General features: G+C 59.1%; 11 protein-coding genes. 2 read left to right on the top strand and 9 right to left on the bottom strand.

What is annotated here, in order from left to right:
* Positions 1 to 22: 22 nt before the first annotated feature.
* From ACWGXE_RS10190 to ACWGXE_RS10150, 9 genes are all read right to left on the bottom strand, one after another.
* Positions 23 to 199, bottom strand: coding sequence for a hypothetical protein (locus tag ACWGXE_RS10190; protein WP_447603419.1), 177 nt, complete (start codon positions 197 to 199; stop codon positions 23 to 25).
* Between the two features lie 7 nt (positions 200 to 206).
* The gene (locus ACWGXE_RS10185; protein ID WP_447603417.1) at positions 207 to 1,382 is read right to left on the bottom strand and encodes an MFS transporter; all 1,176 of its coding nucleotides are present in this window, start codon (positions 1,380 to 1,382) and stop codon (positions 207 to 209) included.
* Positions 1,379 to 2,194 (bottom strand): hypothetical protein, encoded by an 816-nt coding sequence (locus ACWGXE_RS10180; RefSeq protein ID WP_447603416.1) that lies wholly within the window; start codon positions 2,192 to 2,194, stop codon positions 1,379 to 1,381. The genes ACWGXE_RS10185 and ACWGXE_RS10180 overlap by 4 nt, the downstream gene beginning before the upstream one ends.
* Positions 2,191 to 3,501 carry a carboxylesterase family protein gene (locus tag ACWGXE_RS10175; protein WP_447603937.1) on the bottom strand — a complete coding sequence of 437 codons (1,311 nt, stop codon included), beginning with the start codon at positions 3,499 to 3,501 and terminating at the stop codon, positions 2,191 to 2,193. Before ACWGXE_RS10175 ends, ACWGXE_RS10180 begins: the two co-directional genes overlap by 4 nt.
* A 13-nt stretch (positions 3,502 to 3,514) precedes the next feature.
* Positions 3,515 to 4,615: a bifunctional diaminohydroxyphosphoribosylaminopyrimidine deaminase/5-amino-6-(5-phosphoribosylamino)uracil reductase RibD gene (gene ribD / locus ACWGXE_RS10170; RefSeq protein WP_447603415.1), complete on the bottom strand. Its 1,101-nt coding sequence runs from the start codon at positions 4,613 to 4,615 to the stop codon at positions 3,515 to 3,517.
* 26 nt (positions 4,616 to 4,641) lie between these two features.
* Positions 4,642 to 7,446, bottom strand: coding sequence for a pyruvate, phosphate dikinase (ppdK, locus tag ACWGXE_RS10165; RefSeq protein WP_447603413.1), 2,805 nt, complete (start codon positions 7,444 to 7,446; stop codon positions 4,642 to 4,644).
* Between the two features lie 221 nt (positions 7,447 to 7,667).
* Positions 7,668 to 8,189, bottom strand: a complete 522-nt coding sequence (locus ACWGXE_RS10160; RefSeq protein ID WP_447603411.1) for a hypothetical protein — start codon at positions 8,187 to 8,189, stop codon at positions 7,668 to 7,670.
* 14 nt (positions 8,190 to 8,203) lie between these two features.
* Positions 8,204 to 10,396: a glycine--tRNA ligase subunit beta gene (gene glyS, locus ACWGXE_RS10155; RefSeq protein WP_447603409.1), complete on the bottom strand. Its 2,193-nt coding sequence runs from the start codon at positions 10,394 to 10,396 to the stop codon at positions 8,204 to 8,206.
* A gap of 12 nt (positions 10,397 to 10,408) precedes the next feature.
* Positions 10,409 to 11,329, bottom strand: coding sequence for a glycine--tRNA ligase subunit alpha (locus tag ACWGXE_RS10150; RefSeq protein WP_447603408.1), 921 nt, complete (start codon positions 11,327 to 11,329; stop codon positions 10,409 to 10,411).
* Between the two features lie 1,446 nt (positions 11,330 to 12,775).
* Between ACWGXE_RS10150 and ACWGXE_RS10145 the strand changes: the two genes are divergently transcribed.
* Both ACWGXE_RS10145 and ACWGXE_RS10140 read left to right on the top strand, forming a co-directional pair.
* The gene (locus ACWGXE_RS10145) at positions 12,776 to 14,158 is read left to right on the top strand and encodes a lipase/acyltransferase domain-containing protein (RefSeq protein WP_447603407.1); all 1,383 of its coding nucleotides are present in this window, start codon (positions 12,776 to 12,778) and stop codon (positions 14,156 to 14,158) included.
* Between the two features lie 101 nt (positions 14,159 to 14,259).
* On the top strand, positions 14,260 to 17,385 hold the full coding sequence (locus ACWGXE_RS10140) for a CHAT domain-containing protein (protein WP_447603406.1): 3,126 nt from the start codon (positions 14,260 to 14,262) through the stop codon (positions 17,383 to 17,385).
* Positions 17,386 to 17,734: the final 349 nt, after the last annotated feature.

Below are 17,734 nucleotides of genomic sequence, written 5' to 3'. Positions count from 1 at the left end.
CCGCGCTGCGTCCCCTACAGACTCATTCCCCGTCGCGCGACATGACCTGGCGAAACACCCAGACAAACACCACGATTAAGACAACGACGCCTGCCGCAGCCAGCACTCCGACGACAATGTCACCACTTTCGAATTGATGTTCCATATTTAAGTGAACGACTGTCCAAATCAACGGCGATACGGCGCGGCGAGCGCGCATTATAGCATTATCGTCCGGCTCTCCCCATGGTCAACCAGAACACGCCGGCGGCGACGACTTGAATGCCGGCAATAATTCCAAAGGCCGCCTGATAGCTGAAATGCGCGATGAGCACTCCTGCCAGCAACGGCCCGCTGGCATGTCCGATATCCATGATCGTCCCCTGCATGCCCATCCCGGCCCCGAGGCGTTTGAATTCCGAACTGTCGGCGACCAGCGCCGACGAAGATGACGAGACTACCGCTTCTCCGAACCCAAATCCGGAGGCCAACAGGAGCAACAATGGGAAGCTTGCCACCTGCGCGATCAAGACAAACGTGCCGGCACAGACGATCAATCCCAGGAGAATCAACGGTTGGCGTCCAACTCGATCCGAGACGCGACCCATCACCGGTTTCGACAAGAACGATGTGATGGCCTGGATGCTGAACAGCAGCCCCACCTCCCCCGGATTGAGTCCGACCGAGACCCCATACAGCGGCAGAAAGGCCATCAACGCGCCGTTCGCGATCATCTTGGCTGCGTCCGTTGAACTCGTGATCAGCACCTTGCGATTGCGCGCGACCGCGGCGAATCCCTTCCACATGTCGGCCAGCACGGCGGCCAGACTTTTCTCCTTGACGTCCGGCGGAGGCGGCTTCAACCGCAGGCTAAAGAACAGAATGATCCCGAGGCATCCAAAAAGACCGGCCGTCACAAAGGCCGAAGAAAATCCCGAGGCATATACCAGCCAGCCTCCGATGAAGGGACCGAGCAGCGCGCCCGATTGGGTACAGGCCGTATACGTACCCAATGCCGCCCCTCTCCGCTCCTTGTACAGTTCGGCCACCGTGGCGAGCGCGCTGGGCGCAAAGATTGCCGTCGCCAATCCGTGCACAAATCGTAGGCCCGTCAGCACATTCAGGTCCGAGACAAAGGGATATACGAACGGCGGCAGCCCGAATGCAATGACGCCCACGTTGAGCAGCAGACGGCGGCCATAAATATCCGACAGCGCGCCGGACGGCAGCTTCAACAGCACCCCGGTGAGGGTCGAGACCGAGACAATGAGTCCGATCCGTTCCGGGCTTGCACCGAGAGATTCGGCGAACAGCGCCAGCACCGGCATACGCACCATGTTATAGCTGATGAAGCAGAAGACGCCGATAGTGCAGAGTAGAAGGAAACTGCGGGACGTAGTCATGGGAAGGTTGGCGTGCTTTCCATTGCCGGGCCGGTGAATTGAGGATTCGACAACACGCGTTTCAAGAACGCCACTTGGTCGTCCGGCAACGGCGGAGGATCCATCGCCTCGAACAAGACCCGCTCGGGATCTTGCCGCATCAGCTCGCCCAAACGATCCGCCGCATGGAATGCTTTCATAAATTGCCGGATCACGACTTTCCCGATCAGCGGACGCAGGACCGACAGCACGCCCGAAAGAAAGCGATTATCAAGCTGCAGGTATGCCACAAGCGTCGTGTCCACCGCGGCGCTGCCGTTCAATCCTTGCACGGGCTGTATCCTGAGCAAGGCCACCGCCTTACCCGTTACGGACGGCAACAATGTGCCGTCATGGCGGCCTTCCAGGTAATAGATCCTGCTGAACCGATCGCGATAGACCAACTGGGCCACGCCTTCGGTCCCTTCACCGTCGCTTCCCCAAAAGACATCCGGCGCCTTGGCGGCGGCTGTATAGAGTCCAAGGTCGAGACGATTCACCAGGTGCGCGGCCATCGGCGGATGATCGAGCAAGTACCCATAGACCTCCTCCGTCAATGCGGTTCGAACCGGCCCGATCTTATTCGCCGTGGTGTAGTTGCTCGTGATCGGATGCAGGCGGCACGCCCATGAATCCTTCACGCGCTCGACTGGAAACGTCACACCGGCATGCCGGGCGGGCAAGATACAGGATTCCGTCTCAGCTTGACCAGCTTCAACGACAAGAGGTAGGCCGATCACGATGGCAAGCAGCAGAGAATCCCATGTACGGAAACGCGGCCGCCGGACCGTCACGAAGGCTGCTCACGCACCGGGACGGTGAGCTGGACGGGAAAGATGTGACCGGGATCCTTCCGAAGGCGCGACTGGCTCAGTAATGTTTCGATGGAAGGAGTGACGAGGCCTTCATACGACAAGGCGCCGTTCGTCAGGACCCGGACCGGTTGAGTCAGATCCACCAATGATTCATTCAGAAACAATGTGTATTGTCTGACATGATCGGTCCGCACGTCGATATGATTCGGCGCGGTGATCTCCACTCGCAGCCTCGCGTAACTTTTGGCGCGAATATCTTCATCGTGCTTGTCGACCAAATCTTCGGAAAACGACGCAATTCGATCCGTCGCGTCGATCCGGGCCCAGCTGAACGGCGTCAGGTGACTCGCATCACGGACAACCGTCAGCGAGGTCGGAGTCGCAGTTCGATGCTGGGTATCGAACCAGTGGACCAGCGCAGGCAATTCCTCCCGCGGAAAGAAATGCCCGCCCGCCATCGGATGGACCCGGTCATGTTCGCGATACACATGGGCATACCCGAGATGATCCAGTTCCTTGTCGAGTTTTCGGCTGAGTTCCACCGGCATGACCTCATCCTGCGATCCATGAATGATGTAGGCGGGCGTGGACCGCAAATTCTCCAAGAACGGAAAGAGCACGTCATCCAAGCCACTCGCCATCGGCGCGATGCCGGCAAACAGCGGCGCATGGTGCATGCCGATCAACCAGGCGCCGATTCCGCCATTCGACATGCCGGTCAAAAACACTCGGTCGGGATTGACATGATATCGCCGTTCCACTTCGCGGATCACTGCCAGCACCAATTCCTCGGCCCGTCTGGTATACCAGGCGCCCATCGGATAGGAGGGACACACGAGGATATATCGATCATTGAGGCGAGGCCGCCACCGTTCAATGTAGGCGTCTCCCGAGAAGCCGGCCCCGTGAAGGCACACGACGAGCCCGTAGGAATCCGAAGGCCGATACGGTTCCGGCACGTAGAGACTGTACTGATAGGTCCGATTGCGAAGCACCAGCCGTTCGTCGAGGAAGATTCCGCCCGGCTGCGGGCCGTAGGGCCGTCCCGCTCGGATGGTGCGCTCCAGTGCGGATAATTGGCCGGCAAACCGTTCCTCAATTTGCGGAGCCAGCCGGGCGGCCTGATCGCTGTCTTCGGTCGTCAAATAGTCCCAGACCAACTCGCCGGAATGATCGCCGATTGCTCGGTCCTCGGCCTGATTCGCCAGCGGCATCGCCGGACACAGCAAGAGCGATACCATCAGCGGTACGGCGTGAGAGATCCGTCGGGCGCGCAAGCCATTCATCGTCGCCACATACCTACTTATGGTGAAGATCCGCCTCTACCACCATATCACGCCCGGCCCGACGAATGCTGACGTCCTCAAGGAGCAGGCTCTCACCGAGATGCTTCGGTGACGCACCTCCGATCACTCCCTTCGCATCATGGCCCCCGAGCAGCAATGGAGCGACATACAGGACAACCCGGTCGACCAGATTGCTGCGAATCAGAGAGGCATTGAGTGTGCCGCCGCCTTCCACCAGCAAACTGGTGATCCTAAGCCGACCGAGCTGCCGGCAGAGATCAGCCAGTGAGACCTGACCGTTCTTGTCTCGAATCACAAGCACATCCACTCCCCGCCGGCGAAGGAGTTGGATCTTTCGAGCCGGCGCCATTTTCGTCGCGGCGATGAGGGTATGGGCTTCGTGTACTCGGCTTAGAACCCGTGCCTTCAAGGGAATACGGAGCCGGCTGTCCACCACGATACGGATCGGCTGGCGCGAAGCCAATCGCAGTGGACGGTCGGAGATCCGCGCCGTGAGGGTGGGATCATCCCGCAACACCGTGCCGATTCCCACGAGCACCGCATCGACAGATGCCCGCAGGCGATGAGCGTCCCGGCGAGCCGCTTCTCCGGTGATCCAACGGGACTCACCGGAAGCCGTCGCGATCTTTCCGTCGAGCGTCATGCCCGCCTTCAGCGTGACGAACGGCCGGCCTGTTTCCATCCAATGGGAATAGAAGGCGTTGAGCCGCCGCGCCTGCAGTGCGCAGCATCCGATGTCGATGCGCAGCCCCGCTGCCCTCAATTTGCGGATGCCTCGTCCGCTTACCAGCGGATTGGGATCTACCTGGGCGACGACGACCCGGCGGACGCCGGATGCTTGAATGAGAGGCACACAAGGCGGCGTTCGCTTATTGGTATGGCCGCATGGCTCCAACGTCACATACAGAGTCGCGCCGGCCGCGCGTTTGCCGGCTTGCCGTAATGCGAAGAACTCCGCATGTGGGCCGCCCGCCCGGCGGTGATAGCCTTGCCCGACAATCAGCCCGGCGGCAGTTACGACGACCGCTCCCACCATGGGGTTCGGGCTGGTGCGGCCCCGGCCCTTCGCCGCGAGGCGAAGGGCCAGCGTCATGTACTGCTCATCACGATCGGCCTGAGTCACCGCTTTTTGCGCGCCGATCGGCTGCGGGATCGTGCGACGGTTCTCGCTGGCTTCCGACTGGTGTGGGTGCTGGCTTTGGCCGCAGGCGTGGCTTTTTTGCTTTCTTGTTCGGCCAACGCCGCATGTGCAGCCGCCAGCCTCGCGATGGGGACCCGGTAGGGAGAACAGCTGACATAATCCAACCCGAGTTGGTGGCAGAATTCGACCGATGCGGGATCACCGCCATGTTCGCCGCAGATCCCAAGCTTGATGTCCGGCCTTGTTTTTCGTCCGCCGGCGATGGCGATGCGCATGAGGGCTCCGACTCCCTCCCGATCCAAAGTCGCGAAGGGATCGCTGTCAAGGATGTTCACCGTCTTGTAAAAGTCCACGAACTTGGCCGCGTCGTCCCGTGAAAAGCCGAAGGTTGTCTGCGTCAGATCGTTAGTGCCGAAGGAAAAGAATTCCGCTTCCTGCGCAATGCGATCGGCCGTGACGGTCGCACGCGGCAGCTCGATCATTGTGCCCACGAGATAGGACAATTTCTGATTACACCGCTTCAGGGTTTCTTGGGCGACCTCGCGCACGAGGTCCTTCTGCGCTTTCATTTCCGACACCATGCCGACCAGAGGGATCATGATTTCGGGCACGATCTTTTTCCCCTCTTTGGCGACTTCGCAGGCGGCTTCCATGATGGCGCGCGCCTGCATGCGGGTAATCTCCGGCATCGTGATGCCCAACCGGCATCCGCGAAGGCCCAGCATCGGGTTGAACTCGTGCAACTCCTCGACACGGGCGAGCAGCAGTTTTTTCTCTTCGATGACTGCTTGCGCCCCGCCGGTCAGTTCGAGTTGAGCGATCTCGACCATGAGTTCTTCCCGCTTGGGGAGGAATTCGTGAAGCGGCGGATCGAGCAGGCGGATCGTTACGGGATAGCCCTTCATCTCACGGTACAGGCCGATGAAGTCCTGCTTCTGCAGGGGCAATAACTGCTCCAGATACTTTTCCCGTTCTTCGCGCTTCCTGGCCAGAATCATTTTCTGCATGATCGGAATGCGGTCTTCGGCAAAAAACATGTGCTCGGTCCGGCACAGGCCGATGCCTTCAGCCCCGAACCCGCGGGCGATGCGAGCTTGATCGGGTACGTCCGCGTTGGCCCGTACCTTTAAACGCCGCACGTCGTCCGCCCACTTCAAGACCTGATCGAATAACTGGTACTTCTCCGACTTGGCCGGCTCCATCTTCTCCTGCAGCACTTGAATCACTTCAGACTCCACCACCGGGATGTCGCCGCCGTACACGTTGCCCGTCGTGCCGTTGATCGACAGGAAATCGCCTTCGCGGAAGACCTGCGTGCCGATTCGGACCGACTGGGCATCGAGGACCTCGACTGCGTCACAGCCGGCTACGCAGACCTTGCCCATCTGCCGAGCGACCACCGCGGCATGCGAGGTCATGCCGCCTCGCGCCGTGAGGAATCCCAGCGCCGCGTTCATGCCATGAATATCGTCCGGGCTGGTCTCCTGCCGCACGAGGACGACGCGGTTCCCGGCTTCCTTCATCTCCACCGCACGCTCCGGTGTCAGCGCAATCTTTCCTGCCGCCGCGCCCGGTCCCGCCGGAAGCCCTTTTCCCAGCGGGTGGCAGTGCGCCTCTTCATTGGCGTCGAAAATCGGATAGAGATACTGAGCAATCTGATCCGGCGCAATCCGCTGCAGCGCTTCTTTTCTGGAAATGACGCCTTCCTTGACCATGTCCACCGCAATGCGCACCGCGGCGATCCCGGTCCGCTTCCCGACGCGCGTCTGCAGCATATACAACTTGCCTTCCTGGATGGTGAACTCCAGGTCCAGCATGTCTCGATAGTGACGCTCAAGCTTTTTATAGGTTGTCTCCAGCTCTTTGTAGGCCGCCGGGACTGTCTTGGCGAGCTGCCCTACCGGCAGCGGAGTGCGGATGCCTGCGACCACATCTTCTCCCTGCGCATTCATCAAGCACTCGCCGAAGAAATTCTTCGCCCCCGTCGCAGGATCCCGGGTAAAGGCCACGCCGGTGCCGCTCGTCTCGCCCATGTTCCCAAAGACCATCGCGACGACATTGACCGCCGTGCCCCAGGAATCGGGGATATCGTAGAGCCGGCGATAGGTGACCGCGCGGGCGCCGTACCAGGAGGAGAAGACCGCATTAATCGCCATCCGCAGCTGCTCCAGCGGCTCGTCGGGGAAGTCTCGCTTGGTTTCTTCCTTCACCAATTCTTTGAAACTCACGACCAGTTCTTTGAGGGCCTTGGCATCCAAATGCGTGTCCTGCGTGACTCCCAAATCCTGCTTCTTGTGCTTGAGGATGTCTTCGAAATGCTCGCGGTTCACTCCCATGACAATGCTGCCGAACATCCCGATGAACCGGCGATAACTGTCCTGAGCAAAGCGCTCGTTCCGTGTCTTTGCCGCCAATCCCTGCACCGTCTTCGTTGTGAGCCCGACATTGAGGACGGTGTCCATCATGCCCGGCATCGAGGCCCGCGCCCCGGACCGCACCGACACCAGCAAGGGATTATCAGGATCGCCGAATCCGGCGCTCATGGAACGCTCGACCCGCTTCAGGGCGTGCAGCGCTTCCTCCATCATGCCGGGAGGGAACGCCTTGCCCCTTTTGTAATACTCCACGCAGGCTTCGGTGGAAATCGTGAAACCGGCCGGAACGGAGATTTCCAGATTCGTCATTTCGGCCAGCCCGGCCCCCTTGCCGCCGAGCAATTCCTTCATGCCGCCCGCACCTTCGGCCTTCCCATCTCCAAAGTAGTAGACGTATTTTTTACCCACGCTGTTCTCTCCTTCTCGCCGGATGTTGAAAAAGCCCTTCAGCTTTGTTCTCGCGACGCTCAAAGGCTCAACGTACAGAACAGAGTACGCCTCGCCTCTTCGCTAGCTGCGGCCGCGCTGAAAGGCCTCTTTGAACATCCTGCGCTGTCTCATCGTCCCACCCGAGATATTCGGGCCATCGATTTCCTAGCTTTGCACAGGTTCTTTCAATAGCTTCTAGTTCAATGAAGCGGCGCGGACTGTTGCGCGGCCGTTTCCAGTTTGGTGCGATAGCGGTTGACCAAGTGCCGTTTCAGCAAGATCCCGAACACCACAATGATGACGACGAAGGCCCCCACGACAAAGAGACGATAATCCACCAGTGGTCCATAGTCCAAGTAGAATTTTCCGTCCGCGCCTTGCTTGATTTCGGTTTCCTTTTGAAAGGTATGGGTACGGCCGCTGGAATCGGCCAGGTTGATCCATTCCGAGCAAAACTGCACCGGATTTTCGGCGCCCGGCACGTTTCGGTAGGCCAACCTGAGGCAGATGTCCTGCTTCGCATTATAGACATCCGGCGTACGGACCAGCCGATCGAAATTGGTTCCCGTAACCCAGAGGCCGAAAAGGAAGATTCCATTACAGACCACCATCATGACGATACTGACGCCGGAGGCGAAACGACGGACTTTCTTCGCCCTCAGTTCGGTTTCGTCCGGCAAGAACGGGGCGGGCCGGATCGCACGGTCGGAGGTCGGGTCCATGTGCCCATCATACCCTATGACCCTTGCACCATGATCTGAGAAAAATCAGCGAACGCCATGAAGACTTCATCGATGTCCTTCAGCAGCGAGAGGCGGTTCCCGCGTACGGCGGGATCGTCGGCATTCACCATAACACCGGCGAAGAAGTCGTCGATCGGTTCTTTCATCCGGACGAGCACATCGAGCGCGCCGGCATAGTTCCCTTGCTCCATGGAGGCCTTGACCTGTTGATCGCCCGCCTGCAGGGCCTGATAGAGATCCACCTCCGCCTGATGACCGAACAGGACGGGGTCGACCGGCTTGCGATCCCACTGTTCTTTCTCGCATAAGCGATGCGCGCGCTTGAAGCCGATGATAAGCGGGTCAAACTCGGGGCATGCAGAAATTGTTTGAAGGGCGTTCATGCGCTGTAGCACATCAGTCAAGTCAAGATGTGGGTTCGCGTATGCGGTATCGCAAACAGCAGCCACGATATCGTCGCGTATTCCGCACGATGCCCCTGCGTAAAAACGAAACCGTTCAAAAATAAAGGAGAGTGCGCCGCCGCTGAGCGTGCTCGAAGAATCGGTGATGTCTCTTTCTGCTATCTCCCCCGCCTTGTCGACTGCCTGATCCAGCTCCAAGCGAAGATGGCCTTCTACAAGTATGCGTACGATCGAAAGCGCATGTCGTCTGAGAGCAAATGGATCTTCCGAGCCCTTTGGTACTACGCCAGCCCGGAAGAACGCCACAATCGTGTCGATCCGATCAGCTAAAGAAACAATTTTCCCGTGTATCGTTGCAGGCAATTCTCCATCCATGCCTCGGGGCAGGTACTGGTCTCGTATGGCGTTGCACACCTCCTCTGCTTCGCCATCATGCCTCGCATACTCAGCCCCTATGATGCCTTGAAGAGTGGGAAACTCACCAACCATGCCGGTCATTAGATCAGCCTTGGTGAGCTGAGCGGCTCTCCGGCACAAATCCTGATCTTCATGACTTAACGACAGCTTGCTGGTTAACCATGTGGAAAGATCTACATTGCGTGTTGTTTTTTGATGTAAGGATCCAAGCTTTTGATAAAAAGTAACCTGTGCCAGTTTTTCAACGCGGTCAGCCAGCCTCGTCTTCCGATCTTCATCGAAGAAGAATTTGGCATCCGCCAGGCGCGCCGACAACACCCGCTCATTTCCCTCTCGGATCAGCCGCATGTCGGGCAACTTCATGTTCGTGACGGCAAGGAAATTCGGCAGCAAGGCACCGTTGCGATCCACCAGCGCAAAAAACCCCTGGTGCTCCTTCATCGACGTCATCAAGACTTCCTTGGGCAGCGAGAGATAATGCGGCTGAAACGACCCGAGAATCGCATGCGGATATTCCACGGCGTAGACCGCCTGCTCCACCAATTCATCATCGTGATGAAGAACACCGCCTGCTGATTCGGCCAAGGCGGCCAATTGCTCAAGAATCATCGTCCGGCGGCGATCCTGTTCGACAATCACCCCTTGCCGCTCCGCTTCACGGAGATACTGCGCAATGGTGCGGGCCGCGAAGCCTTTCGTCGCGGCGTTTCGCTCTCGTCCGACAAACCGATGGCCGTAACTGACGGCACCGGCCGTGAGCCCTGCATATTCAATCGGCAAGGCTTTTCCATGACACAATGCGGCGAGCCAGCGGATCGGACGGGCAAATCTGACCCCGGTCTGGTTCCAGTGCATGGCTTTGGGGAAAGACAGACTCCCGATTAGCCTGGGAAGTTGTTGCGCAAGCACGACAGTCGCCGCCTGCCCCTCTTCCTGCTTGACTGCGAAGACATAGTCCCCCTTCGGAATCGAACGAACCACCAACTGCTCCACCGGAACCGCTTGCCCGGCCGCGAACCCGATCGCGGCTTTGGTCGGCTGCCCGGTTTCATCGAACGCGACCGCCTTGGATGGTCCCATCGTTTCTTTCACAGCCGCCGCTTGGTGGGTTGCCAATTGATCGACGAGGACGACCAGGCGTCGCGGTGTCCCGACCGTTCGGATCGTGCCGAAGGAGAGTCGCTCCTCCTTGAGTCGCCGTTCCGTCGCCTCGTGAAGCGCGCGCAAGGCCGGCGCGACGAACTGATAGGGCAACTCTTCGGTACCGATTTCCAGCAGCAATTCCGCGGTGGAGGCGGACGCGGCCGGCCGGCCGGATTTTCCGGCGGATTTGGCTTTGGATTTCGCTTTGGAGGACATGGCCATGAATGGCGCCGGTTATCGTGTAGAAGTGGGTGCCCGCTTGGCGGTCGTGCAGGAGAGCGTGTGGGCTCGCTCCAAGAGCGGATGGCCCATGGCTTCCCGATCCGCGACGTACCGCTCAGCACAGCGCCGTGCGAGCGCCCGCACCCGTGCAATGTACGAGGTCCGCTCGGTCACACTGATAGCGCCTCTGGCGTCGAGCAAATTGAACATATGGGAGGTCTTCATACAGTAGTCATAGGCGGGCAACGTCAGGTTGGCGTCCAGCAACCGCCCACACTCCGCTTCAAACGCCTGGAACGTCGCCATCAGCATGGAAATGTCCGCCGTCTCGAAATTGTATTTCGAGAACTCCACCTCGGTTCGATGGTGGATATCGCCGTACGTCAGATCCGCGTTCCAGGCCAGATCGTAGACGCTATCAACCTGCTGCAGATACATCGCGATCCGTTCGGTCCCATAGGTAATCTCGCCGGTGATCGGGTTGAGCGGAATGCCTCCGATCTCCTGAAAATAGGTGAACTGCGTGATTTCCATTCCATCCAAACGGACTTCCCATCCGAGTCCCCAGGCTCCCAAGGTGGGCGATTCCCAATCGTCCTGGACGAAGCGGATGTCATGCTTTCTCGGATCGATCCCGAGTTCGTTGAGACTATCCAGGTAGAGGGTCTGAATATCGTCCGGAGCTGGCTTCAGCACGACCTGGTACTGATAATAATGTTGCATCCGGTTCGGATTCTCGCCATAGCGGCCATCGGTCGGCCGCCGGCAGGCTTGCGGATACGCCGAACGCCAGGGCTCAGGTCCTAAAGAGCGAAGGAACGTTGCCGGATGGAATGTCCCCGCTCCTACTTCCAAATCATAGGGCTGGTGGATGATGCAGCCGCGGTCGGCCCAAAACCGATTCAGGCTCAGGATGAGATCTTGGAAATTCACCGACAATCCGTTCAACAAAAGGCGGTGGAGCCGCAACCGCTCCGCGAAAGGGTTGAAGCTAGCAAGATTATTCAGAGGGTGTCAAGAAAGGGTGATCGCGAAATCAATGAGTTGTGCAAATGCTGAGCATTGAGCGTGCTAGATTGCTGCACGCGCTGACCGTCCGGCTGATGACAAAGTACTCACGACCGGCTGACGAGGGCGCGAGACGATGAATAAATCGTCTCACGTTTGCGCACGGGCGCGAGGTTCACGACGCGCTGAGTAAACATCCCTTTGCCAGACATTTACTGGCATCTGCGAAAACTCGCTCGACGCCAAGGTCCGTCGATGCGGCTGTTACTGCAGCAGTCTTATCGCTGATGGGCGCAAGGCTATGGGCGACCGGCCAGCCCCTCCACGTTCAACCTTTCTAGCAGAGATCGGTGACTCTTCTCCATATTGAATCTCCTCTTCAGGTTGAAGAAATGCAACCATTTCGCCCTGCTGAAAATCCTAGAGCGTAGACATGAATTGATTCATTATGGGCAAAAGCATAAACTGAGGTTGGAAATACTTAGTGAGAGACATTAGGGTGAGCAAGCCAGGCAGGAGACTGGAAGTGCCCCAATTGTGATCAAGCCGTGGCATGAAGGAAGATTGATCGTGCTGGTTCGCTACTCATCCCAGCGGGTAGCTAAGATCAAGACCGTTGATGGTCGCCGTTGGCATCAGGACGAGCAGTATTGGGCGGTTCCACACACCGAGTCGGCGATCTCTCATCTGCGGACCCTCTTTGCCGGCGAGCCTATCGAGATGGAGCCTTCACTTCGATTGGCAAACAGCCTTGCTGGTGATGAACATGGCCCATTACTGGCGGACACAGAAGGCGGGTCATACGACCGGAATCTCCCGTGGGCCAATATCCGGATATCCCGCCCGGTCCAGCGGGGTATCCGGAGCAGCCCGGCTCTGATAGGAGGTCCTGTCCCGATTGATATTCGCGACGTTTGCGGCAGGAACTGATACGAGCCGGAGCGAGATACACCGCGCAGCTATCCCAGAGGTTAAGCGGTTCACTTAATAGTTAGACAACAGAGGTGAACGGCATGGCCCTTCGATGCAAGTTCGGACATAACCATCCGCCTGACCCCGCGTGCTCGGAGATCACCAAGTCACAAGTCGTCGGTACATACTGGGGCGACTACGCGGACATCGCCGTGGCCGAGCGGGCGGGACATCCACGAGCATGGGCATGCTGCCTAACATCTTATTCGACATGGAGTCTCAACGGCGTCGTTATGCGGCACTTAACGCCGCCGAACAGACTGAGGACGACATGATGATTCCTCATCCCTTGGAACGCCTATCATGAATCGCCGCGAATTTCTCGCAGCCGCCACGGGAGCCATATTTATGGCAACTGTACCTTCTCTCCTTCGTTCCGAGGAGTCGCGACCTCGACCGATGCGCGATGTCATCGTCCTCCTTCCAGGAATCATGGGAAGCGTCTTGCAGAAGGATGGTAAGGATGTTTGGGCACTCTCAGGCGGTGCGCTACTTGCCGCGCTGCAGACCCTCGGTCAGAACATCAAGTCGCTTGCCCTTACCGACGATGCGGCCGATGCTGATGATCTCGGCGACGGCATCATCGCGACCCGCATCTTCCCCGACACGCACCTCATACCTGGATTCTGGAAGATCGACGGCTATTCGCGGGTTTCTCAGGCTATCCGCCAGTCGTTCGAAATCGTTCCCGGTCAAAACTATTTTGAGTTTCCGTATGATTGGCGTCGCGACAACCGCGTGGCGGCACGCAAGCTTGCGCGCGCGAGCGCCAAATGGCTGGCGTCGTGGCGGTCTCGTTCAGGCAATAAAGACGCGAAGCTCATGCTGGTCGCGCACTCCATGGGTGGACTGGTCGCGCGCTACTTCGTCGAGTGCATGGAAGGCTGGCGCGACACGCGTCGGCTAGTGACCTTCGGCACGCCCTACCGGGGGTCGCTCAACTCGCTGGATGCGCTAGCAAACGGCCTACGTTTCGGGCCGGTGTCAATCTCCGGCTTCACCGAGCTTGCCCGGTCGTTCACCTCAAGCTATCAGTTGCTACCACGCTACGAATGCTACGACCCGGGCACGGGCAAACTTGTACGCATCGGCGAAACGAACGGCATACCCAACGTCGTCGCTGAGAAGGCCGCGAAGGCACTCGCCTTTCATCGCGAGATCGACGCGTGTGTAGCTAACCACAGCACTGATCCAGCCTACCGAAGAGATTTCCGGCTTCATCCGATCGTCGGCAGCTACCAACCGACATTCCAGTCGGCCAGGCTCGCCGGCTCGCGCGTGGAAATGCTGCGGGAGTATCCGGGGGCGAGCTGGGAGGACGGCGACGGCACCGTCCCTGAAGTGTCTGCCGTGCCCGTAGAGCATAGCGACACCGATTCAGAGATGTACGTAGCCCAATGCCATGCGTCGATCCAGAACACTCGGGAGGTCTTGACGCAATTGATGAGAGTTCTGGCCAAAGGCGACTGGAACACCGTAAGGCGGTTCGACATGCTCGCTACGTCTCCCCGGATCGCGTTACGCATGTCCGACGCCTATACGCGAACTGAACCGGTGACATTGCGCGCCACCTGCTCCAGGGAGGTCGTCGCCCTGACGGCAGTGGTGGAGGATGCCCCCACCGGACGCGCGGTCGCGCGGGTGGAACTGAAACGCAATGCGGACGGACTGTACCTGACGGAGTTCGCACCTCTGCCTGAAGGCCTGTACCGTGCGACGATAAGTGCAGATCCGCAAACGTCAGTGAGCGATGTGTTTATTGTGGCAGACAGTCGCGTCTAAATGGGGTGCCCGTCATGTTCGTACATCGTGCACTTCGGACATTCGTTCTTATACGCATCCTCCTGCTAGCACTTCCTGGTGTCTGCATTCAGAGCACCGCAATGGCCCAAGAGGGTGAAGCACCTCCACCGCAGCCTTCGGCAGTAGTGCGCTCGCTACTCCAAGAAGCCGAGAAGCTGTTGGCCGCAAGGCAATCGGGTGACGCGCTTCACAAGATCGCGGAAGCCGGGGCTGCAGCCTCCGCGCGCCAGGATGTCGCAGGAGAAGCGATGGCGAGGACGCTACAGGCCCGAGCGTCCACACAGCTTGGGAAAATTGACACTGCCATTCAGGCAATGCAGGCGGCGGCTGCCTTGTGGGGGGCGGGTGGTCACGGGCCTGAGCAGATTGACGCGCTCATTAGGATGGCCATTCTGCAGGAGCGACTCGACAACGAGAGCGAGTATGCGACTCTAACCAAAGTGATTGAAGTCGCAATCGCTGAGCGAGAGCGGCCCGTACAGGCAGCAGACGTTCTGCGGGAAGCGAGCATCCGATACCGGGACAAAGTGGATCCGGAGCCTAAACGCACACGTAACCTGGTCGTAGCGCAAGGCCTACTCGCGACCGCCGCGTTGTTGCGCAAAGAATATCAACCGGACTCCCTAGCTCTCGCCGCAGAGTTCGGCAATGCGGCTGAAGTCGAGAAAAGACTTGGAGACTTGCAGAAGGCACGCGCGTTCCAACAAGAGGCACTGGCCATCAGAGAAAGACGTTCGGCCGACCCGCTCGTGCTTGCAGGAACGCTGGAGGAGCTAGGAGATATCACCACCGAGCAGGGCGACCTGGAGCTAGCGCGTAAGTATTACAAGCGGGAGTTGGTCGTCCTCAAGGATCGCCTCCCGGATTCAGCCGAATTGGCGGCGGCCCTGACCAATCTCGCCAATGTGAAGGCCAAGCAAGGCAATCTCGAAGAGGCGCGGAAAGACTATCTCGATGTTATTCCTCTTTGGGAGAAGCATGCCCCCGGTTCGCCTGGTCACGCCGCTTGCCTGAACAATATCGGGGCGCTGCTTACGACACTGGGCGACCTTGAGGCAGCAGGGGATTATCTTTCGGCGGCCCTGGCGATACGCATTAAGGACCGCGATTCGCTCGAGCTTGCTTCTACCTATGAGAACCTGGGTGCTGTGGCTTTGGCCGGCGGCGACGTATCTCACGCGGGCGAATACTTTGAGCAGACGCTTGCCATACGCCAGCGGAAGGTGCCCGGATCCACATTGGTTGCTCGCACGCTGAACAATCTTGGCGTGGTACTCTTCCGCGACGATCGGTTCGACGAGGCTGACAAGCGGTTCAATTCCGCGCTCTTGATCAAGCAACAATTACAGCCCGATTCACTTAGCCTCGCCATGACCCTGAACAACCTCGGCGAGGTCACGCTGAAGCGGGGCAATCTGAAAGCCGCTGAGACCTATCATCGCCAGGCCCTGGGGTTGCGCGAGAAGCTTGCGCCTGACTCCTTGGATATGGCGAACAGCCTGACCAACCTGGCCGTCCTTGCCGGGAGGCGTGGCGAGTGGGCCGAATCCGAGCGCCTTGCGCTTCGCGCCTGGGACATTGCCCGCGCGCACGGCGCGAAGGTCGGCGGCGATCAAGCCCGGCAGGCGTACGAGGTCTCAACCTTGCGGTATTTCGACGTGCTCATACACGCGCAACTCGCGCTAGGAAAAGCGGCAGCGGCATTCAGTACGCTAGAGGAAGCGCGTGCTAATGCGCTGCGCCAAGCGCTCTTCGAGCGCGACGGTGTGGGTTCCGATTCCGGCGGCCAGTTCACGGCCTCGTATCGTGCCGCCATACTCGCGCGTGACCGGGCAGAGTTCGATATCTCGCGCGCCAGCCAAGCGCTCGCAGAGGCGAGGGCACATCTCGACCGGATGGCCCTGAACAATGCCGTCCCCGATGCACTCCAGCGCGCGCGCGAGCAAGTCGATGCTCGGACTGCAGATCTCAACAAGGCGCAGGTCGCGCACAGCATGGCGAGGACGCAGGCCGATCAGCAATGGCGCCACATATTGACGCAGGCGCCTCGACTCGCGCCTCCAGTCCTCGAACCGGCGGAAGCGGCGAAGCGCATAGGACTGGACACCACGTATGTCGCATTCTTGATCGACGTTGCCGAAATACATGTATTCGTATTGCGCGGCGGCGCAGGCGGCTCAATCAATGTGTCCAAGCTCGATATGGCACAGTCCAAGATCGAGGAGGCGGTCAAGCGACACCGCGCGCTAGTCATGAACTCGACAAGTCCCATCGAAAAGACCACTGCGTCGGGCCGCGCGTTGTTTGACATGCTATTTCCGCGTAGCGTGCGCCAACAAGTTGAGGCCGCGGATCGCCTCGTGCTTTCCCCAGACGGCGCGCTCTGGGACGTGCCATTCGCTAGCTTGGTGGTTAATGGCGAAGGACCACCTGCGTACCTCGGCGTGAAGAGATCGCTGTCCTACACGCCGTCGCTTTCGCTGCTTCCTACCGATGGTAAGGGTGCAGAACGTTGGTCACCATGGAACGCGCTGGTTGTCGGGCATCCGGTTTTTTCAGAGGGTGCTGCTAGCGCGGGAAAAAGATCAGACGTGCGTTCGTTTCGAGGTCGGCCGCCGGCGCCCTTGCCAAACACGGGGATCGAGGCAAGACAAGTCGCCGACCTGTACGGTGCCCAGCCTTTATTGCAGCAGGAAGCAACCGAGCAGGCTGTGCGCGAGCGCATTAGGGGCGCCCGCATCGTGCATCTCGCTACGCACGGCTACCTTTATCCGGCGCGCGCCATGAATTCGGGGATCCTGCTCGCTGCGCCGAAGTCCTCCTCAAACGATAACGCGAGCGATGGTGTGCTGGAGGCTTGGGAAGTGGCGAGCCAGCTCACTCTCAACGCTGATCTCGTGGTGCTGTCTGCGTGCGAAACCGCTTTGGGCGAGACTGTCCCAGGCGAAGGCGTAATCGGCCTATCGCGCGCTTTTCAAATGGCAGGGGCGCGAGCGGTGGCTGCGACGCAGTGGCAAGTTTCGGACTTAAGCACGGCGCGTTTAATGGTTTCATTCCATCAGGCTGTGCGCAAAGGCCAGACGAAAGACCGCGCGCTGCAGGCAGCGGCGGGAACCCTTATGAACGGAGAGACGGCGCATCCGTACTTTTGGGCCGCGTTCCGCCTCATAGGAGACCGTACCTCGTTACCTGTCCCTGTCCCGTAGCGCACAAGTCAATTTTGGCCGTGCAATAGTTTCGGTTCGAGGCCAGCTACAGGCATACTCAGCGAGCGACTTGAAAGTATCCGCTTTGCCGAGCAGGACTGGTCGGTCCGGGTCGAAATTGGACAGCTAGCGGTTGCCTAAACCAAAATGCCGCATAACATCCGCATGCACCTGACCAGCTACGGCGGGCTTTGCCCGCTTCCGTCAGCAGGTGATGCGCGGCGTTCTGCGGGAAGAGCGAAATAAAATGGACCAGGAGTCTTTTATGGAGGGTACGGATACGCGATGAAGCTCGCCATGGCGACCATTACCACATCATCGCGGAAAGGCGCTCGCGTTTGTGTTTAAG

The organism is Nitrospira sp. Nam80 (assembly GCF_965152575.1).
The sequence above is the reverse complement of the archived record's forward strand: the minus strand, read 5'-3'. Positions and strand labels throughout refer to the sequence as shown.

Bases quoted from the DNA above. Each gene is read 5' to 3' on its own strand.
- ACWGXE_RS10190 (WP_447603419.1), bottom strand. From the start codon at position 199: ATGCGCGCTCGCCGCGCCGTATCGCCGTTGATTTGGACAGTCGTTCAC.
- ACWGXE_RS10185 (WP_447603417.1), bottom strand. From the start codon at position 1,382: ATGACTACGTCCCGCAGTTTCCTTCTACTCTGCACTATCGGCGTCTTC.
- ACWGXE_RS10175 (WP_447603937.1), bottom strand. From the start codon at position 3,501: ATGAATGGCTTGCGCGCCCGACGGATCTCTCACGCCGTACCGCTGATG.
- ribD (WP_447603415.1), bottom strand. From the start codon at position 4,615: ATGACGCTGGCCCTTCGCCTCGCGGCGAAGGGCCGGGGCCGCACCAGC.
- ACWGXE_RS10160 (WP_447603411.1), bottom strand. From the start codon at position 8,189: ATGGACCCGACCTCCGACCGTGCGATCCGGCCCGCCCCGTTCTTGCCG.
- glyS (WP_447603409.1), bottom strand. From the start codon at position 10,396: ATGGCCATGTCCTCCAAAGCGAAATCCAAAGCCAAATCCGCCGGAAAA.
- ACWGXE_RS10145 (WP_447603407.1), top strand. From the start codon at position 12,776: ATGCGCGATGTCATCGTCCTCCTTCCAGGAATCATGGGAAGCGTCTTG.
- ACWGXE_RS10140 (WP_447603406.1), top strand. From the start codon at position 14,260: ATGGCCCAAGAGGGTGAAGCACCTCCACCGCAGCCTTCGGCAGTAGTG.